Consider the following 17,807-nt stretch of genomic DNA (forward strand, 5'->3'; position numbering starts at 1 on the left):
CATGAAACGGCTACTCTTTATATTACCATTTTTGGGCTTTAGCATTGGCCTCGCCTTTGGGCAGCAGGTCAACGTAAAAAATGCCACCGCCTCCCAGGTCATTCAAAACCAGGGGTTCTCCCTACAGGTGGGTGTACCTATACTAGGGACCAAAATGGATGAAACAGAACGGGTTTATACTCCTATTGACCTACGCTTCCCCTGGGACATCTTTTACCAGTACCAGACCTTTGCCCATGAGTCTTTTGATGTATCCAAAGGGTATTTCGGCGATAAGGTGAGGATAAATTGGGAATTTCGAAATAATCAGGACAGGATCACCAGTGTGAAGATTTTCCGAAGACGGTATAGCGCAGGCAGAGAACAGCCCTTCGAACTACTCTCCAACCGCCCAGGTGCCACCACAGAGTTTGAAGACGAATTTGCGGAAGGTGGGGTTTTGTATGAGTATAAGATTTTGGCAGAGGGCATCTTGGAAGCGGAGATGCCCATGGTGAATTTTATCACGGGGATTGGCTTTAGGTCGCCCACTGCCACCGTCACCGGAAACATCTCTTTTGAAGGGGGCAACCCTGTAGCCGACGTGACCGTTTTCGCTGAGCCCACCGGCACCCCCATCAGCAAGGGAAGTGCCCTCCAAATCCCAAGTGAAGGCATGCTATCCCTGAATTTGGTGAACCGTCCCCTGGAAGAGGGCATGGCCTTCCAGGCCTGGATCAAACCCCTTTTTGATGGCAATGGCAATAGAGGGAGAATATTCCGAATGCAATATTTTGAGGAAAGTATTGAAGCCCATTATGAATTTGATTCCGATGCCAAAGCCCTAAAGGTGGATGTTGACGGCAGCATTTTTGAGTTAAGAAACCATATGCCCACTGGAGTTATCGATGCAAGGGGCAAAGATGTGTTGGTGCCGATAGGGAATTTTGCGGAGCAATTCACCCATTTTACCATCGCCCTAAAAGACAACGAAGAACCGGAATTGTACATCAACGGTCGCAAAATGGGGAGAGATTATGAATCCCTGATCAATTCGACAGAAAGGATGCAGGACGATGACTATTCCCAATCCCCCATGCAGATCCTTACCCAAATAAGGCCGGTTATACTTGAGCGTGGTGGAAATGAGGGTAAATGGCAGGATTTCAGTATGGGAGGGGAAGGCCAGATGATCATGGATGAAATCAGGCTGTGGGACAACAGGGAAAGCCGGCTGGATTCGGCACGCATTCGCCAGGATTACAAACGCTACATTGGGGGCAATGACCGTTCTTTGATAGGCTATTTCCGTGCCAATGAAGGCACTGGGCAATATGCCTACGACCTTTCAAGGACAGGGTTCGAATACCATAAAAACGATATCCGTTTGTACACGGATCTTACCCCGGAAGATCAACGTCCCAAGTGGGTAAGTGGCGGAGGAAACATTCCCAACAGCGACCAATTGGGAGTAATGGGCATCACCAACAGCAATGGCAATTATGAGATAAATGCGATTTCCTATGCCGGAACAGGTGAATCCTTTAACATCACCCCGGTGTTTGGGCAGCACAAGTTTGACCCTGCCCAGCAAATGGTGTTTTTGGGTAGGGGTTCAGAGGTGGTGAATAGGATAGATTTTACGGATATCAGCTCATTTGTTTTCAGAGGCAGAGTGCTTTTTGACTCAAGAGGGGTATTCCCATCCTTTGTGGAAACCAATGGGGGTAGTTTCGAGGGTTTAGCTGATGGAGGTGAATTTGTGTCCAATCCCGGCATAATAGACGAGGGGTACAATTATTATGAGAAAGGGGGATTCAAATACCCCAAGGGCCAATATTGGTACAACGACAACGGCACTCCGGAGGATCCAGATGATGATTACCTGGAGGAATATGCTACTGCTAGCCCCCAAGATTTCAACATCTTGGTAGACGGACAAATTGTGATGGGCCCAAACAACCGCCCGGTGAAACCGAATCAAAAAGGAGAATTCGAAATCAGGGTGCCCATAGGAGACCATGCCATCTCTGTGGAAAAAACAGGCCATCATTTTCTTTTTGAGGGAAGGTATCCCGCTGATGAGGGTGAATTCAAGGAATTTTTTGAGGATGCCACGGAGACCGTATATTTTATCGACACCACCAAGGTGACCATAGTGGGGAAAGTGGTAGGTGGAAGTGTGGAGGCTGAGAAGCCTATAGGTTTTGGGGGTGATGGTATTCGAGTGGAAACCTACTTGGATTCAGAAGGTTTTGAAAGGGAACAAATTATCAGCGCCATCAACAATATTGGACAAGCGGAGTTAGTGTTTGCGCACTCAGCTGGTGGGAGTAATCCCACAGAAAATACCATGCACAGGTTCAGTACCCATCCGGAGTCAGGTGAATTTAGGACGAAGGTATTGCCCCTTCAGTACGAGATAAATCAACTCACCGGCTTACGTATCCCTTCCAACCCCTCTTTGTCGCTTTTGGAAGCCAATGAGGAGGTGAACTTTGAACAGATACGGCCTGAAATTACTCCAGAACACCTTTTGCCTAATCAGGAGGTAATATCTGGGAATCCCTACCAGTATGAATTAAATTTCATCCATCGCACTAACCCTGTTCTGCGTGTTTTGTCCCAGACTTTTGACCAAACTATTGCAACTACTGATTCAACTAGCATATCTACAGAAGGTATGCAGTATCCCATTTTCACTCAGTTAAGGGAATATGAGATAGCGATGAGTAGTTTTGAGAGATATATAAATTTTGACAATGATGAAGAGGTGGAAGATCAGGTACCCATCATGGACGGAGAGATGATCGTAAATAACAATTTTGCTCTTGAAGACTCTGAGAATTATGAAAGGGATGCGGAAGATCAAAGTATAATCCATTACACCTTTATAGCCGGTTCACCAGCCATCTCACCTCCATTTACAAGAAGTCTTGATATCCGTTTAAGGGTAGGAGGAGTTGATTTCCCTGCTGAGAACTACTTCAAGGAAGGCATTGTGTTGGGAGGTCAGCCGGATGGAAGCCAAACTTTTATCACCAGGGCCCCAGAGTTCCCAGATATCATCCTCAGAGATCCACCAGGCTCAAATAGTTTTGCGGCAATTGAAATAGGCGAAAGCGTCACCTTAGAAACCAAACTTGAAAACACCTTTTCAGGAGGTGTTTCATTGGGGGTAAAAGCCTATTTTGGCCCAGAGATAACAAGTGGGGTTGGGGTAATGGTGAAAAATGAGGCGATAAATAATGTGGAGTTGGGCATAAGATTAGAGACAGGATATACAGATATCAATACCCTAACTAAAACATACACCTTTAATCAACGTTTTGCTACCAGTGACGACCCTAGATTTGTTGGTTCTGACGGGGATCTTTACATAGGTAATTCCAAAAATTATGTATATGGGCAATTTGATGATGTGCAGTCCTCTGCCGAGCAAATTGGCGAAAACCATAGTTTGATGCTGACTAATGTAATCGGTGAAAAAGCATACATAAGTACCCAAAAGGCGATGTTCTTCAGTGAAAGACCAACTGAAACATTTTTTGTCTATTCCCAGCATCACATTTTAAATACGCTTATTCCTGACCTGGAAGCTATAGTAAAAAATATTGAAAATGGAGTAATTCAGGAAACAGACCCTGGAGTATTGACAAAGGCTGAGTATTTGGAACAAATCCACGGTTGGAGAAAAACCATTCGGGATAATGAAAGGTCTAAATACCTGGCAATTAATGACAGAGGCCACTTTTCGAGAGAATCCAGAAATTACCTTGAGAACTATAATCAAATTTTAATCGATGAAATCAACAATTCAAAACTTCATGGAGATGGTTCCGGGGGCTATGAGGCCAGGCTCCGCAGGAGACTCGAAAAATCAGAAAAACTAAAAAAACTCGTAGAAAACAGCCAAGTCAACAACATTTCTTTTGATGCTGGGGCAGGTGAAATTACCCGTAGTATTGAAACCGTTGTCATCAACGAATCAATTAGGGAATTTAACCTTCAAATCGATGAAAATTTTGGTTTTGATTTAGGATTACGGGCTGGAGGAATTGGATTTGTTGTATCTGGGGGTGGTTTTGCTACCCAAGATTTAAATGCCGGGTTGAGGGAAGAATCAGCTTCCACAGTAAATATTTCCTATACGCTAAAAGATGACAACCCATTCAACGTATTTAGCGTCAATGTCATGAACACCTTCGATGGTAACGGACCAGTTTTCAGCACTCTTGGAGGCAGCTCATCTTGCCCATATGAGGGAGCCGAAATGTCCCACTTTTTCAATCCATTACATCCCAACGAAGGCTATCCCATGGCTCCACTCACCGAAGAGGAACGGCTTCAACTAAGCTACGCCACCCAACGCATAGAAGTACCCCAAATCAGCGTGGAAGTAGCAGACCTGGCCAATATCCCGGAAACCCGTAATGCCGAGTTTAAGCTGATCCTGGAAAATAACAGTGTGGCGGGAATTGACGGCTACTTCGAACTTATCGTGGACAATACTTCCAATCCCAACAACGCCATTTTCAATATCAACCAAAATGGCACAGTGGTGTTTGTCCCCTATGGGGAAAGGGTGGAGTATGCACTAACGCTCGGCAAATCCATCACTGATGTATATGATTACAAGGATATCAAGGTGATTTTACAGTCACTCTGTGACCCTGTGAACACCTTTGACGAGGTGGTGATTTCTGCCCAATTCGTTCCCTCCTGCTCCCAGGTTACCCTAAGTGCCCCTCTTGAAAACTGGACCTTTAACCGGGAAACGGCATTTAACCTTGATGGGAGCAGCAACCCCCTCTTAATCAATCTTGGGGATTATAACAGAAATTTTGGGGGTTTTGAACGAATTGACCTGGAATACCGCCCTGTGGGTTTTCCAACTTGGAGTAGACTGCACACCTATTATAACCTAGAGGATAGCTATGAAAGTGCTTTGGCGGCAAATAGGCCAAACATCAGCTTAATTGAGTCACCGAATTTGGTATTTCCCTTTGACATTGTGGAAAGAGGTCTTGCCGATGGTCAGTACGAAATCAGGGCCAGGAGCACCTGTACCAACGATACCGAATACATATCCAATCCCATCAGGGGAAGGGTGGACCTAAATGCACCATTGCGCTTTGGAACACCCTCCCCTACGGATGGCATCTTGTCGGCAGGCTCGGATTTGAAGGTGAGGTTTAATGAGCCTATTTTCTACAATTCTGCAGTATCATTGGTGGAAATCAAGGGACAGACCAACCAGTTGCCCGTAAACCATGAAGTTTCGCTACGTTTTCAGGGTCAGGAAAACACCATGATTATCGAAAACCCACAGGTCCTTAATGAAGACCTGACGATTGAATTCTGGATGAATAATGCCACCCAAACCCCTAATGCCACTATCCTTTATCAAAACGGGGGTATGCAAATCGGTTTGGAAAATGGTGAGCTCGCCTTTACGCTTGGCAACACCAAAATCAAAGGAGTAATCTCTGATGACGGACTGTTTCATCATTATACCCTTACCCACGACCACAGTAATGGAGACCTTAAGATTTATGAAGAGAGTAAGGTGGTGGCTTCAGGAAACGGAGGGGCAAACATGAACATAGCCTCCAACAACCCCATCATCATAGGCGGTAACACTTTTATAGGGAACTTGCATTCCCTCAAAATATGGCAAAGGGCCATTTCCATGCAAGAAGCCTTCGCAAATATGTACAATAAACTGCGGGGCAACGAACATGCACTTGTGGGCTATTGGCCATTGGATGAAGGAAGGGGGAATATTGCCCATGACCTTGCCCGCTTCAAACATGGTAGGGTGGAAACCGACTGGGATATCCGGCCAAAAGGAACCGCCTATCACTTTGAAAACGGCCAGTATATGACCTTAGACAACGTGGGCTTCGTGCAAATGACCCCCATTATGGATGCTACTCTTTCATTCTGGGTTAAAACAGCTTCCGGACAGGAGGGAACCCTCTTTTCTAATGGAAAAGGAGATGGCACGGATATCATTCAAAGTAACGGGTTTGCCAATAAGTGGGCCGTTAATATGAATGCAGAAGGTAACCTTTCCTTTGCAAGTGAGGGCTTGGACCTCCCCTTGACCACCACCTCCATTGCTGATGATACCTGGCATCATATTACCTTATTGCTTAACCGCTCCGGAAATTTAAGGACCCTGGTGGATGCTCAGGAGGTCTCCTCCCACCTCTCCACGGGGATTGGAGGGTTCTCCGGAAACAAAATATGGATTGGGGCCAGAGGCAGCATGGCACTTGATGGCTCGGAAAATGTGGATCGGCCTTTCCAGGGCCAAATCGATGAATTGAGGCTGTGGAACACCCTAAGAAACGTGGAACAAATCAGCCGGGACAGGTATTTTGAAATTGAGGAAACCTCCATTGGCCTGCTCCTATATGCCAGGATGAATGCCCCTGACCCCATGAACAACAATGGTCCTAGGTATTTCCATGCCTTCAGCAACAACAATGTGATTTCCACTCCTGCCCTGCTCAGTCATGGGGATGTAAATTACAGCCCGGATGGCCCACCCATCAAACCTGCAAGGAACATCGTGAGGTTCCAGGTAAACCAGATCATCAATGGGGACGAAATGATCCTGGAACCTGTAATCAACCGATGGGCGGAAATTGAGGGCCAGGTGCTGGACATCACCGTTCACCGCCTTTTTGATGGTGCCAACAACCAACAGGAATCCCCCATCACCTGGACGGCTTATGTACAGAAAAATGTGGTCAATTGGTACGTGGAAGGGCATCCCGAGACTGTGGATCTTGTCAAAGAAACCGATCAGGGCTTGAGTTTCAACATCGTGGTTCAAAATCATGGAGGCACCCCACAGCCCTACAGCATCAGCGGAATTCCCAGATGGCTCAACCTGAGTAGGACTTCAGGAACCTTAGCCCCACAAAGCCAAGTGAGCCTTCAAGCACATATTGATCCAGCCATGACCCCCGGGATTTTTACAGAAAACATGGCCCTAAACACCGATTTTGGGTTTGCACAAACAAAGGTACTCAACTTAAGGGTACTTCCTGAAAGCCCCAATTGGCAGATTGACCCTGCGGCTTTTAACTACAGCATGACCATCATAGGTAGGGTTCAGGTCAATGGGGTATTTAGTCGGGATGGATTGGATCAAGTAGCCGCCTTCCACCGGGATGAAATCCGTGGCCTGGCGGAATTAAACTACGACCCAGCCTACGATGAGTACTTTACCTTTCTTACCGTTTACAGCAATGAACTGTTTGACGAACCCATTTCCTTTAAAATCTGGAAAGCTACGGATGGAAACATCTATGAGGTAACCCTTGACGATGAGCTTAGCGTACCCTTTACCCTAAATGAGGTGCTGGGTAGTCTGCAATCTCCCGGGATATTTGCCAATACCGAGGTGCTGGAGCAATCCATCCCCCTCAATAACGGATGGACCTGGATCAGCCCCCGTGTACATGACCCTAGATTTACCGACTTCAACCAACTTACGGCCAATATGAGCCTCCATACCGAGGATAGGATACAAAGCCACTCTCCTGCCCTACTGGAAACCTATTTCTTGGATAACATGAATCCAGCGGGAAGTACATGGGCTGGCTCCATCAGCGATAATGGTGGCATGACGCCTGAAAGGATGTATAAAGTATATATGCAGGAGGAGCAATCTCTCCACCTAAGAGGAAGGCCTGTGGACCTGTCCGAATGGCAATTTGTCATCCAACCCAACTGGAACTGGCTTCCTTTCCCCATGGGTCAAAACATTCCCGTGAGGGATGCATTAGCTACATTCCAACCTAAGGAAGGAGACCTGATCAAATCCCAGAATCAGTTTTCCATCTATGATGCCAGAAATGGATGGAGCGGGAATTTGACCTTCCTTCGAGCCGGAAGGGGATATATGCTAAGGGCCAGCGATGGACAGCGCTTCAGCTATCCCTCCATCTTCCAAGGCAATCTAAGAACCACTGCCAATACGCAAGCAGAGAGGGACGAAGATTATGAGGAGCAAATCATTCCTGCCGCACTGCTGCAATTGCCGGAAACCATGAATGCCATCGTGCAACTTCCGGAACCTTATCAAACAGTACTGGTCTATGATCTAAATGGCCTGCTTAAAGGGCAAAGCCGACAAATGGAGGTGGCAGGCCAAAAACTCTGTTTCCTCACCATTTATGGGGATCAAAAGGAGCCACTTACCTTTTATATGAGCAAGGGAATTGAGGAAAGGATGTCTAGCACCTCCTTTGACTTTGAAGGGAACACCCTAATGGGGACCTTGAGGCAGCCCGTAGTGCTCCAACTTGCTGAAGACCTCCTTCAGGTACTTCCAAACCCCTTTGATCACAGTTTTGAACTGAAATTTGGGGCACAGGAAGCCCAAAATGTGCAGGTAGAACTCTATGCAGTAGATGGAAGGAAACTTCAGGAAGAACTTGTCCAAGCACAGCCAGGCCCCAACCGCGTGTTATTCCAGCCATCACTCGCCAGTGGGGTGTATTTCTTGCGCTTGCAGGTAGATGGTAAGATACTACATAAGAAAATCATTAGAAAATAAGCATCCATGAAACCATTGTTCTGCATATTACTAGCTCTCTTTTTGACCACTACCAGTTATGGACAGCAACCGGACTGGGAGGTGGCAGAACATGATTATGAGCATACCATGTCCCTGGTTGCCTTCGTGAATGTGGATGGCCGGACCCTAACAAGCGATCAGGATAGGGTTGCAGCCTTTGTGGATGGGGTATGCAGGGGGGTAAGCAAACTTACCGAGGTAAAAAGCCATCAAGAACACTTTGCCTACCTTACTGTCTTTGGAAATACCAACAATGAATTAGTAAACTTTAAAATCTATGAGGCAGAAAATGACCGCATCTTGGACGTGGACCAAACCCTCGTATTCAGGATCAATGCCCACAGTGGAAACCTGCTTCAGCCTTACAGCATCGCCCAACCAGCCTTGCGGGCCACGGCGAATATTGCAAGTCTGGGCTTGGCAAATATAGTGCCTTTGGGCAAGACCAAGGAGGAGGGAAAAATAACCTTTAAAGTAGAAAACGGCACTAACCTTGGCGAAAACACCCTAGAATTCGAACTGGAAGACGGAGCCCAACTGTTCTGGAACAATCAACCGCTTATCTCCGGGGACAATTCCATTGACTTTTCCGAACCTGTTACCCTTCATGTACGCTCAGAGGATCGCTCCGTAATGCAGCCTTGGACGGTATCGGTGGAGTTATTGGGGGACATTTTGGTCTTTCGGAGAAATGCCACCTGCTTTGGAGGAGGAGCCATTAAAGTAACCGGTAACAGGGAGGGACAAAACTTTACTCTGATGAGGCAGGGACAAGTAATCAGTACTCGCTCCATGGTAAATGGGGAGGTACTGTTTGAAAATTTGGTACAGGGAAACTACCTGGTAAGTGCAGAGGCTTTTGAAAAGCAAGTAACCGTAGAGTAAGACCATGGAAAAACGAATACTATTTCTTTTTATTAGTTGCTATCAACTACTACTTGTCGGCTGCGGTAGGGAGGATGAAATCTTTATAGAGGCCCTAGGGGTGGACTTCGCCTATAGAAGTGGGGAAGTAATTACGGAGGGGGACTGTATAGATCCGCAGCGGAATTTTGCGGTATTGGTCCACACGACCATGGGCAATTTCGGCACTCTGAACCCTCAGGAATTTGATGTGATCATCAATGAAATTCTATACAACATCACCTTTAACGGCGAAGGGACAAAACTCATCCCCATAGAGCTAAAAGAGGGCGAGAATAAGGCAAAAATAGCCGGCACAGACCATGAGGCAATCATTTACAAAAGCAAGCCCGGTGAATTTGAGTTGGTGGAGTAACTACTTAGACCTTAAGGGTTTTACAAATCCAGAAGGTCTTTCCAGAAAGCGAATTTTATTTGTTTCAACATTTTAATATATGGTTAATGATCCTCCCGAAGACCTCAAGGGTTTGCGTCCATAACCATTTTATTCTTGTGGCAAAGCAAACGCCACATAAGCGTCTGCCGATGGAGTGCCCTTGCCCCCTCCTGCCGCAATAACCACAAACTGCCTCCCACCCACTTCATAAACTGCCGGAGTGGCAAAGCCGGAAGCCGGTAATTCATGTTCCCACAATATCTCCCCGGTATCCTTGTCAAAGGCTCTAATTTTTTGATCTTTTGTGGCGGCAATGAAAACCAAACCCCCAGCTGTACTTACAGGGCCCCCGTAATTCTCTGTGCCTGTGGGGGAGATTCCCTTTGCGGTAAGCTCTTCCAATTCACCCAAAACCGATTGCCATTTGATCTTTCCTGTATTCATGTCCATGGCCGTAAGGGTCCCCCAGGGAGGATTGATTCCCGGATACCCGTCCTCGGTAAGCAACCTGGAATAACCCTCCATCACGTATTGTGGCTTAAGCCGTTGCAGCCCCCCGGAAAGTTCCTTTTTTTCCGCATCTGTATTTCCCATCAGAAAATCTACCAACACCTTCCGTTGATCCTCCGGTATATGGGCAAAAGCTGGCATTGCCCCTCTCCCATTTTTAATTACCACTTCAAGGTCTACCTTGTTATAGGATTCAGCTATGTTCACAAGAGCCGGAAAAGCAGGTGGGTTCCCTTTCCTATCAATCCCATGGCAATTGGCACAAAAGTTCACATATATCCCCTCACCAAGTTCGGCAGTTTTGGGGTTTTCACTCATTTTGATTACCCAAGGTATCTGGTTGGCATTGATGTACATGGTTTGGGTTTCGGGATCAAAGGAAGACCCTCCCCATTCCGCTCCACCATCCATTCCTGGAAAAAGAACGATACCGTGCTCATGGCTGGGAGGCAGCCACATGTCTCCATACTTGACGTTTTCCAACTTGCTACGGATATCCTCTTCCCATTCTGGGGTTAAATTGAGGATTTCCTTGTCATTAAAAACCATTCTCATATATGGTTCAGGTAAGGTGGGATGAGGCTGTGTAGGCCAACTTTTGTCTCCAGGTAATTGGGACTCGGGCACCGGTTTTTCTTCTATGGGCCAAACCGGATCTCCCGTAACCCTGTCAAAAACGTAAAGATATCCTTGTTTGGAAGTTTGAGCCACTGCGTCAATCCATTTTCCGTCTTTATTCAACCTCACCAAATTAGGATTGGCGGGGAAATCCCTGTCCCAAATATCATGGTGGACGGCTTGAAAATGCCATATCCGTTCCCCCGTCGCCGCATCCAACGCAATTAGTGAGTTCGCAAAAAGGTTTTCCCCATGCCTGTATCCTCCCCAAAAATCATAGGAAGCGGAACCTGTAGGCACATATACTATGCCCCTTTCCTCATCCAAACTCATACCTGCCCAGTTGTTGGCGGCACCCATATAAGGCAAATACTCCTCTTCCCACGTCTCATGGCCAAGCTCTCCAGGATGGGGTATGGTATGAAATATCCATTCCCTTTTACCTGTTTTCACGTTGTATGCCCGGATATGGCCAGGAGCCGCATCCAAGCCCTCTGATAAGCGCATCCCTAGGATCAGCTTATCCTGATAAATGATACCTGGGGTGTTGCCTACCAACAAAAACTCCTCTAGGTCTGTATCCAGGTCCCTGCGCAAATCCACCTTTCCCTGGTCTCCAAAACCCTGTACAGGTCTGCCACTGTCAGCATCCAAAGCAATAAGGTAATGGCTGGCAGCAAAAAAGAGGCGTCTATCCTCTCCTTCCTCCCAATAGGTGACCCCACGGTTGGTGCCAGCCCAAGAATTCTGTCCACCCAACATCTCAAAAGGGTTAAATCTCCACCTTAACCTTCCGCTAACGGCTTCTAAGGCAAAAACATTGACCTGTGGACTGGTGCCATACAGGACTCCATCTACCACTATGGGCTGGCATTGAATCTGACTTGTGGCGGTGGAGTCCTTGGTATGATAGGTCCAAGCTACCTGCAATTTACCCACATTTTCTTTGTTGATCTGCGAAAGGGAAGAGTAGCGTGCAGCATCTTTGGTTCCGCCAAATACTTCCCAATTGGAATAATCATATTTTTCAGCTGTGGTTTGGCAGGAACCTGCTACTAACATCACCATTACCATCCACCTCGTCGCGCTTTTTATTATCATCTTCGCAAACCGTTATAAAAAATCGTTTCCCATTTCTATTTTACTAATCCGAGCATTTTCTGCTTGATCAAATAGTATATGGATGGAGGGGGAAGTTAAAAGAAGTTGATTAATAATGGGTTTACATCGCATACCTTTTGGAAATTTTCTCAAAATAACCGATAATTTTCAAAAAAATAACCCGCACAAATAATTTATTCTTTAATAGTATTTTCAAGGGCTGTACCTAAAGGTTTTCTTCGCAGGCTTTGTATAATTTGTGTTAACCCGTTGTTGTTTCTTGGTTAAAATCCCACAAATATTACGAGCGGAAAAACCTTCGAGGTCCAAAAAAGACCTCAAAGGTTAACTACAACCGGCCTTTGGGGTTTTCCTGAACCCCGAAGGTCTTCACCGGAAACGGAACATCTAATAGTCACAACAATTTTACGGCGAAAAAACCTTCGAGGTCCAAAAAAAGACCTCAAAGGTTAACTACAACCGACCTTTGGGGTTTTTCCCGAACCCCGAAGGTCTTCACCGGAGAATGAACTTCAATACCGTAAACCCATTTTGGGAACAAAAAAACCTTCGAGGCCCAAAAAAAGACCTCAAAGGTTTCTATTCACCTACATCATATCCAAAAGTTTTTCCACGGCACGTTTTGCAAAATCCGGGTGGTTGATATTCATGTTCAGCTCCTCTACTTCTATCTTCGGATCGAGGTGGTGCTTCAGCCCCTCCAGAAACGCCTTATCTGCAGCTTCATCCCAGAAAAGTTCGGGTTCGTTTTTTTCGTTTAAGGCGTCCAGCATGGAAAACCCCTTCATGGGTAGGATAAAGGCCGTTTTCCCCTTGGCGGCATTTGCTTTTTGGGCGAAAATTTTGCCGAGCTCCCGGTTTTCTTCCACGTTTGTCCTCATCAAGGTTACATTGGGGTTCCATTCATAAAAAAGGCGGTCTTTGTAGCGAGAAGGAATCGTGGAGGGGTTACCGAAATTACACATGTCGATACATCCCGGAGCAATAAGATGGGGAATACCCCTTTGGCCGGGGCCATCAAGTCTTTCCTTGCCTGCAGAAAATATACCACCACATAAAGTGTCCGCCCACTCGGTGGTGGTAATGTCCAATACACCTTGAACTAAGCCTTCCTTAACCAATTTTTCCATGGTTTTTCCACCATTTCCTGTGGCATGAAAGACAAGGACTTCATAATCCTGCTGATTTAAGATTTTCCTGCATAGGTCTATACATGGAGTGGTATTTCCAAACATGGATGCCGCTATGGCCCTTTTCTTATCCATGTATGGCTTGGGGATCTCCAACATTCCCAAAAGGGCTCCTACCGCATTCCCAATAGTGATTTTACTAAGGGAGTTGATACCGGAAATATCGGTAATGGATGGCATCAAAACCATATCACTGATACCTATATAGGGAGAAACATCGCCAGAGGCAATTGTGGAGAGGCAAACTTTTGGCAAGCCGTAGGGAAGTTCCCGCATACAGGAACTCACGATATTGGTTCCTGCGGAGCCACCCATCCCTATGATGCCATCGAAACCGGTTTTATTATATATATCCTTGATGACCTTGGCCACGCCTACCGACATGGCAGCCACCGCCTTGCCCCTGTCCCCGTCCTTCCTGAGCGCCATTAACTCATTTCCTGATGCCTGAGCCACATCAGCAGCAGAGATATCCACCTCAAAATGATCTGTAGTGCCCATCACCCCTGCATTGATAGTAATGACTTCATTCCCCTTGGATTTGATCAAATCGAGGAGATAGTTAAATTCCTCCCCCTTGGTATCAAAGGTGCCTACTACGACAATTTTATGAGCCATGTTGGGTATGGGATTGTTGAAAACTGATCTGCTTAAATCTTTTTATCTGTTCAGTAATCGCCGTTTCGGTGGGCAATCGCTCCATCGAACTTGCACCGTAAAAACCGTCCACCCCATTCACATGATTTAAAATATATTGGGCATCCTCAGGGTTGGCAATGGGTCCACCATGGCATAGTACAATCACATCCTTGTTGATGTTTTTGCTGGTATCGACTATTTGCTGGATCTCCACCACACAATCTTCCAGGGATTTCGCGGTTTTGGCGCCTATTGCCCCGCTGGTGGTCAGTCCCATATGTGCCACGATAATGTCCGCACCCGCATTTGTCATCCACTTGGCCTCCTCCGTATTGAACACATATGGGGTAGTGAGCATGTCCAATTTTCGGGCGGCCCTCACACAATCCACTTCAAGTTTATAACTCATTCCGGTCTCTTCCAAATTGGCCCTAAATACGCCATCTATCAGGCCCACTGTAGGAAAATTCTGTATACCGGCAAACCCCATACTCTTGAGTTCCTTCAAGAATTGCTCCCTAAGCATAAAAGGGTCTGTTCCGCAAACACCAGCCAGTACAGGTGTTTTTTTGACAGCAGGCAGGACCTCATAGGCCATTTCTTTCACGATCTCATTGGCATTGCCGTAAGATAGCAAACCTGCCAATGACCCTCTTCCTGCCATTCGGTACCTACCCGAATTATATATGACAATCAAGTCAATTCCTCCTGCCTCCTCGCATTTCGCGGAAAGTCCAGTGCCTGCTCCTCCTCCTATTATGGGTTCCCCCTTTGCTATTTTTTCTTTTAGGTTACTTAAAATCTCCGTTCGCGAAAATGTTTTCATAGTTTATTTAGATAATGATGGTTTAGAACACTGAAATATTGCGTCTTATTTCTCATTGGAAATGCTGCGTAGTTTGATATTTCGAAATTTCATGTCAAAAGGGCCTTTTCCCTCTACCCCATGGACCTGTAGGCCAATAAATCCTGTCGGGTGGGTTTTATAAATTTCTTCATTGGTATAGTCTTCGATCAGCTGCCCGTTCACCCACGTGCGGATGCGAGGCCCTTCGGCAAGGATGCGGAGTTCATTCCAGTCCCAGCTTCGGTAATGGGGATGTCCTTCCTTCATCAGTTTTTCATTGGACAGCCATCCCGTGCCCATTGCCTCACCATAAAGCACTCCCGTTGTGGGTGAAAAACCCTCTGGGGTAAGCATATCTTGTCCGTGGTTTTGCCTGATCTCCACTTGAGGGCCCTCTACCCTTCCGGCACTTTCATTGTAATGGTCGCCCTCCTTTAGGGTCTTGGCCGTGGAACGAAACTGAATTCCAGAATTGGTAATGCTGTCAATCATGATTTCCATGACAAGCTCGAAATCCCCGAATTCCCGCTTGGTGCAGAGGAAAGAATTTTTGCTCCCTTCCACCGTACGGCCTATGATAGCTTTGTCTTCCACAAAAAACTCATGGAACCCATTTAGGTGCACCCAGCCATCCAGGGATTTCCCATCAAAAAGGTCCTCCCATTCATCCTCGCCTGGAGGAATCTCAGTAAATTCATCAACCCCTTCAGCATCAGGCAAGGCAAATGCGATAACAGCATCACCGGATGGGGTGGCATTTTTCCCTCCGCCCCCTGCAGTAACCACCAGGTATTGCTTTCCATTGATCAGATAGGTACTTGGAATCGTATAGCCCCCGGCAGGTAGTTGGTATTCCCACAATTCGTTGCCGGAGTGGGATTCAAAGGCCCTGATCTTTTCATCCGGAGTGGCAGCGATAAACACCAACCCTCCTGAAGTGGTGATCGGCCCACCAAAATTGGTGGCACCGGTATTTCGGATACCTTTTGCCACTAGTTCTGGGTATTCACCAAGCGGCACTTTCCAAAGGATTTCACCTTTATTCAGGTCAATGGCACTCAGGGTTCCCCAAGGTGGGTTGATGGCAGGTGCTCCATAGGGGTCTTTCAGGTACTTGTAGCCATCAATTACGTACCTGGTTTTCGTTTCTGATTTACCCTCAGCCTTAAGGTCATCAAGCGACTTAGTTCTCCTCGTGGGGTCTGTCTGGAGAAAGCTAACTATAGCTTCTACCTCATTGTCTTTCAAATGATTAAAAGCAGGCATGAGGTTCCTTCCTTGATGGATGGTCCGGGCGATTTCTTCCCTCGCTAAAGAGAGGCTTTCCAAGGAAGGGTGAACTGGTGGATTTCCCTTCAAATCATTACCATGACAGACAGTACACTGATGTTGGTACAAGGCAGCCCCTAGCTCAATCGGGTCGTCAAAATCCCCCTCAATTTTGTCCTGTACTTCCAGCAGTCTATTGATGCTGGGAAGGTCGTTGGAATTGACATACAGCACATTTAAAAAGGGGTTATAGGCACCACCTCCCCATTCAATCCCCCCGAGATGACCGGGCAGACTGATGGTGCCCCGTAGTGAAGGTGGGGCATAGACTCCTCCCAACCTAAACCGCTCAAATTGCTCTTTTGCATAGGCGTAAGATTCTGGGGTCACCGTGCTCATATCAGCTGCTGTCAAGTTCTGTCTTACCAAAGGTGGGGGCTTTACTGGAAATGGTTGGGTAGGCCATGATTCTTCTCCTGGAACATCAGAAACGGGAATCTCCCTTTCCTCCACTGGAAATAAGGGCTCACCCGTATCCCTGTCTAACACGAAAGTAAACCCCATCTTAGTCATCTGAACCACTGCGTCCTTAGACTCCCCGTCCCTATCCAATGTCACCAGGATAGGGGCAGGAGGGTTGTCATAGTCGTAAATATCGTGGCGCACTGTCTGATAATGCCATTGTCTTTCTCCGGTAGCGGCGTCCAGCGCAATGACACAGTTGCCGAAAAGGTTAATGCCTTTTCTAAATCCCCCATAAAAATCGTTTGCCGGGGAGCCTGTGGCGAAAAACACCCAACCTCTTTCCTCATCCAGCGAAAATCCCCCCCAGGGATTGGCACCCCCATACCGTTCCCCCTCTATCCATTCCCAGGTATCGTGACCATATTCACCTTCTTGGGGAATAGTATGAAATGTCCATTCCAATTCACCGGTAACCGTATTATAGGCCCTAACGTGGCCGGGGGTTGAATGATAATCCTCCGGGACCTTTGACCCCATAATCAAGAGATTATTATAGATTATTCCTGGTGTGGTTACTTCAATGTAGGCTTGCCCTTCCTCCATATCTAAACCTTCCGTTAAATCAATATAACCCTGATTACCAAAGGATGTGATAAGCTCACCTGATGTTGCATTTAGCGCATATATCCTGTCTCGAACAAACAAAAATATCCGCTGACCTTCTTCCCCTTCCCAGTAGGTAACGCCCCTGTTTCTCCCCCGCAGGACTTTTTGATCTTTGTTGTGCTTCCAGGACTCAAACACCCATTTTTCCTCCCCGGTAACCGCATCCAAAGCAACCGCATTTAACGCAGGGGTGGAAAAGTACATGACCCCATCGATCACTATTGGAGTGCTATACATGTTCGACCCCTCATCGGAATCACCAGTGCGGTATTCCCAGACCGGTTTTAACCTGTGCACATTTGCAGCATGGATCTGCCCTATTTCCGCAAATTGATTGGCTTTTTTATCCCCCCTGTAAATTCCCCATTCCACATAGTTATTTAATCGATCCCTTTTTGGGGGATCTGGCTCCCCCGATTCAGCCTCCCTGCTTGAATTACAGGCTGATAAAAGGGTAACTACCGAAAGAAAAATAACTTTTAAAAAGGTAAATGGGTAAATTGTTAATCTCATTATACTACGGTTTTCCAATATTAAGACAAATCCCGATCCATTTTTGGAACCTGTGATTTGAATGTAAGCAAAAAAATACAAGGTGTTAAA

7 protein-coding genes are annotated in these 17,807 nt (G+C 46.5%); 3 read left to right on the forward strand and 4 right to left on the reverse strand.

The genetic code is table 11. From position 1 onward, the window contains the following. The first annotated feature begins 1 nt into the window (after position 1). From DB520_RS24695 to DB520_RS24705, 3 genes are read left to right on the forward strand one after another with little or no spacing between them, the layout of a single operon-like run. Positions 2-8,557: a LamG-like jellyroll fold domain-containing protein gene (locus DB520_RS24695; RefSeq protein WP_114752467.1), complete on the forward strand. Its 8,556-nt coding sequence runs from the start codon at positions 2-4 to the stop codon at positions 8,555-8,557. Positions 8,558-8,563: 6 nt separating this feature from the next. Then, positions 8,564-9,463, forward strand: coding sequence for a hypothetical protein (locus tag DB520_RS24700; RefSeq protein ID WP_157972241.1), 900 nt, complete (start codon positions 8,564-8,566; stop codon positions 9,461-9,463). Positions 9,464-9,467: 4 nt separating this feature from the next. Next, complete coding sequence (locus DB520_RS24705; RefSeq protein ID WP_114752469.1) at positions 9,468-9,857, forward strand: hypothetical protein; 390 nt, start codon at positions 9,468-9,470, stop codon at positions 9,855-9,857. Positions 9,858-9,986: 129 nt separating this feature from the next. On the opposite strand, the gene DB520_RS24710 is transcribed toward DB520_RS24705, so the two are convergent. The 4 genes from DB520_RS24710 to DB520_RS24725 all read right to left on the reverse strand — a co-directional run bounded on the left by DB520_RS24710 (position 9,987) and on the right by DB520_RS24725 (position 17,717). Next, positions 9,987-12,080, reverse strand: a complete 2,094-nt coding sequence (locus DB520_RS24710; protein WP_394340956.1) for an outer membrane protein assembly factor BamB family protein — start codon at positions 12,078-12,080, stop codon at positions 9,987-9,989. 635 nt (positions 12,081-12,715) lie between these two features. Then, positions 12,716-13,936 carry a Tm-1-like ATP-binding domain-containing protein gene (locus tag DB520_RS24715; RefSeq protein WP_114752471.1) on the reverse strand — a complete coding sequence of 407 codons (1,221 nt, stop codon included), beginning with the start codon at positions 13,934-13,936 and terminating at the stop codon, positions 12,716-12,718. Continuing rightward, positions 13,926-14,783 carry a phosphoenolpyruvate hydrolase family protein gene (locus DB520_RS24720; protein ID WP_114752472.1) on the reverse strand — a complete coding sequence of 286 codons (858 nt, stop codon included), beginning with the start codon at positions 14,781-14,783 and terminating at the stop codon, positions 13,926-13,928. Before DB520_RS24720 ends, DB520_RS24715 begins: the two co-directional genes overlap by 11 nt. 45 nt (positions 14,784-14,828) lie before the next feature. Further along, entirely contained in the window at positions 14,829-17,717 is a 2,889-nt protein-coding gene (locus tag DB520_RS24725; protein WP_198675449.1) for a family 16 glycoside hydrolase, read from the reverse strand. Between the last annotated feature and the right edge of the window lie 90 nt (positions 17,718-17,807).

Origin of the sequence: Pleomorphovibrio marinus, from assembly GCF_003347495.1 — a bacterium.
In the GTDB taxonomy this organism is placed as follows: domain Bacteria; phylum Bacteroidota; class Bacteroidia; order Cytophagales; family Cyclobacteriaceae; genus Pleomorphovibrio; species Pleomorphovibrio marinus.